Source organism: Paraburkholderia sp. BR13444 (assembly GCF_040948755.1).
Classification (GTDB): domain Bacteria; phylum Pseudomonadota; class Gammaproteobacteria; order Burkholderiales; family Burkholderiaceae; genus Paraburkholderia; species Paraburkholderia youngii.
Map to the genome: position 1 here is coordinate 1 of NZ_JBFPKM010000067.1, position 255 is coordinate 255.

The window sequence follows — 255 nt, forward strand, 5'->3', positions numbered from 1 at the left end:
TACTGTGTGAGGCTTCTGATACTTTTGCCCTGCAGCAGATCCATACGGATCGGCCGCCGCATTCCGCATCAAGCGCCCACACTTATCGGCTGTTAGTTTTTAAAGATCGATCCGCCCCACCCGCAGCGCCTGAACCACCACCCGGCACTGCTTCGTTTGCGTCGCTGCGTCTGCAGCAGAGAAACGAGATTATGGAGAACTTTCACCGGATCGTCAACAGGTTTTTATCACTTGCTTAACCTGCCCACGCCGCTG

The 255-nt window shown here is 54.9% G+C and carries 1 protein-coding gene; it reads left to right on the forward strand.

Annotation, left to right across the window (positions count from 1 at the left end; translation table 11 throughout):
- Positions 1-239 (forward strand): hypothetical protein (locus AB3X95_RS39010; protein ID WP_368624013.1); only part of this gene is annotated, 239 nt, incomplete at its 5' end.
- Positions 240-255 lie beyond the last annotated feature (16 nt).